The organism is Mesotoga sp. (assembly GCF_035363035.1).
Lineage (GTDB): Bacteria > Thermotogota > Thermotogae > Petrotogales > Kosmotogaceae > Mesotoga.
In genome coordinates this window covers 1-2,976 of record NZ_DAOSEH010000152.1, presented here as the reverse complement: position 1 = coordinate 2,976, position 2,976 = coordinate 1, and the positions used below count along the sequence as shown (strand labels likewise).

The following is a 2,976-nucleotide window of genomic DNA, read 5'->3' as shown; positions in this document are numbered from 1 at the left end:
TTGTAATCCAGCGCCTCTTTAAACTTCTTGTATCTCTCCTCGAACTCTTCGCCGCATAGCTCCAGAAACCTCATGTAAAGAATGTCCATTATCAAAAGCTGAACGATCCGTGTTATCAGACCGCCTTCGGGAAAGACCAGGCGCGAGTAATAGCTTTCGAGGTTGACGTCGGAATAAGCGCAGAGCCTCGACTTCTCGGGAGCGACAGTTATCACACCGGCTCCGGATTTTCTGGCGAACTCCAGTGCGTCGGCAAGATCGCCGGACATACCGGTCCCGGAGATGGCCACGACCACCGAGTCGCGATGGAGATTCGATGCCGAAATGATCTGTTCATAGCCGTTCTCGAGATGGCGGACCCTTTTGCCGCCCTGGAGCATTTTCAGGTACAGGTCGTGTCCGGCCACCGAGTCGAAACCGAAAGAGTAGATATCGATGTTTTGAGCGTCTTTGAGAGAGGCGGCGGCCAGAGAAAGCCTCTCCTCGCTGAGGTGCGAATAGGCCTCCCTTATAGTTTCTAAAGACAGCTCTTCGTAAGATTGGAGGTCTTTCAGCAGGACGGGCGACTTTTCGCGCTGGACGAGAATGTTCAACTCCCCGGCGATGACGAGTTTAAGCCCGGTGAAACCGGAGTATCCGAGTTTTCGGGCGGCTTTGACTATCATGGACTGGGAAACTTTCAGAACTTTCGAAAGCTCGTTTATCGTACACTCCAGGCACTTCTCCGGGTTGGATATCATAAAGTCGAGTATCCTCTCCTCGGTCGGCGTCAAGAGATGGAGATTTTCGTTGTAGGACTGCAACAGGTTTCCCATGTCTCAAAAGGCCGGCAGCCCGCCGTTTTTAATGCTTTCGTACCACTGGAACATCTTCTCTCTTATCTCCTCCGGAACGTATTTTATGAACAGAGGGTCGTCGCGCGTGTAATCGATCATGCCTTCGGAAATGCCAACCCTTGAATTGGAGCCGAAGGGAAGAGATCCCTCGCCGGCCTTTATTATCGTTTCATAGACGAGCAGATCTATGTGCTTGAGGAAGCTGGCCAGTATGACGCCCGGTTTCATCGCCAGAGCGTTGGAATCTACAGTGATTACGTACCTGCCCCTGCCGGCGGCCTCTTCGATCGAGCCCATTCCGCTTCCGCCGGCGATCACCAGTATGATGTCGGCCATCCCTTCGTACTGTCTCGATGCCAGCTCCCTTCCCCTGGTCGGGTCCGACCAGCTGCCCACGATGCCGAAGAGTACGGTGGCTTCGGGCTCTATGCTTTTCACGCCGGCTTCGTACGCCGGTTTCATCGTGTTTATCATCGCCGGATACGTATCGCCCGCGATCAACCCCACGGTCTTTTCAGGATTGGTTCCCCCGATACCCGAGGAGGTTATCATCCCGGCCAGGACACCGGCCAGGAAGGTCATTTCGTCATCCTTGAAGGCCACGGAGTAAACGTTCGCCAAAGGCTCGGGCACAATGCCGTCGAGAAGAGTGAACTTCTGGTTCGGGAAGGCCCGGGCGACCTTTGCGACACTGGCGGGCATCCCCTCGGTGAAAGTCATCAGCAGGTCGTATTTCCCCGTAGCAGCCATGCTTAGCAGGAGCGGCTCCCACTTCGACTGATTGTAACCGCCTTCGACGATTCTTATTTCTATGGCATCGCCGGCCGCTCTCTGCGCTCCCTGTTGAACCAGTTCGTATATGGCGTTTCCGCCTATCTCGCCTGTGATCAAAATCCCTACGCTGAAAGGCGCCGCCAGGGATATAATGCAACCGAACAACACAATCGCCAGAAGAAAACCTCTCATACTATCACTCCCGAAAATCAAGATAATACGAGTATATAGTATGAGAACTATTTTCTCAAGCATGAGAATTTTATTCTGAGAACGGGGTATTGGTCTACATGTTGGGGATTATACTATCTGAGGGTTTCCTCATAACGTATCCCGCATAATCGCTTATGTTCAGGTCAATTGCTTTCACAAGCTCCACGGGCTCTATCAGCCAGTCAAGCGAGTATTCCCCGACCAGCTCGCTGACCGTTTCCCGAATCACCGCCAGTTCCACTCCGGCCATATACGAGTGGTAAGCGAAAGACCAGACGAAAGGCGTTCGGGGGCTCTTCACGGAGACATCCTCGAGGTTCTGCAGAGAGAGTGCCGCATACTCGCCCGGAAAATCCCCCGGCTTATCTACGATCCATCCGCTGGAAGTCCATTTGAAGAAGCGCGTGAACTCCGACAGCTCGGTTACCTCCAGCGATTTGACCATATGATCGTCCAGCACGCGGAGCTCTTTGGTTCCGTCGCCGTCGATATCCACTACGTTTCTCACCTGGCCCGGGTCGACCGCAACGGTGAGCGTATAGATGGCCCTGTCGGTTTGAGTGAGATAGAAGGCCCCCATGGGAGTTGCGTAATCGCCCGTGAGAAAGAGGAACACGGCGGTCTCGCATTCAACCGTCGGCGTGTCGAGGGCTATGATCGGGCTGAGTATAGTCTTTCCCGAAAGTGTGTCGATCAACACCCCGTCTTTATAGAATTCGATCACATCGGGAAGGCCCATTCCCGGGTCTCCAGGCTCGAAGCGGAATTCCACCCCTCCGGGGAGAGGGCCTCCGCCGTACTCGACGTACACCGTTTCGGTGGCCGCGAACGTGCGAACCGGCTCGAGAAGAGACACAACCCTGGAGGCGACCGGTGTTGTGGCCGGAACGGACGCGGGATCTTGCTTTACAGTTTCGACCGGCTGCTCCTGCGGCCCGTCGATGAAAAAGCCTTCGAGCTTCAGCAGCTCTTCGAAGGAATTCAGTTCCAGTATCTCTCTGGCTATATCTTCGAAATAAGCAGTTACGGTAGCAGAATGCGTATCGGCGGGATCGCTGGCCACCAGACCGACAGATAAAAAGACAATTAAAAATAAGGAAAATAACCCTCTAGAAATCAAATTCATCTCAACCTCACCCGATTATACACATCA

Annotated in this window: 3 protein-coding genes; all 3 read right to left on the bottom strand. The window is 53.7% G+C overall.

Features of this window, described 5'->3' with window-relative positions:
* A partial coding sequence (locus tag PKX57_RS11845) for a MurR/RpiR family transcriptional regulator (RefSeq protein ID WP_472417516.1) occupies nt 1-815 on the bottom strand: 815 nt, incomplete at its 3' end.
* Nucleotides 816-818: 3 nt separating this feature from the next.
* Nucleotides 819-1,802: a BMP family ABC transporter substrate-binding protein gene (locus PKX57_RS11840; protein ID WP_213922751.1), complete on the bottom strand. Its 984-nt coding sequence runs from the start codon at nt 1,800-1,802 to the stop codon at nt 819-821.
* A gap of 94 nt (nt 1,803-1,896) precedes the next feature.
* Nucleotides 1,897-2,949 (bottom strand): hypothetical protein, encoded by a 1,053-nt coding sequence (locus tag PKX57_RS11835; RefSeq protein WP_472414470.1) that lies wholly within the window; start codon nt 2,947-2,949, stop codon nt 1,897-1,899.
* Between the last annotated feature and the right edge of the window lie 27 nt (nt 2,950-2,976).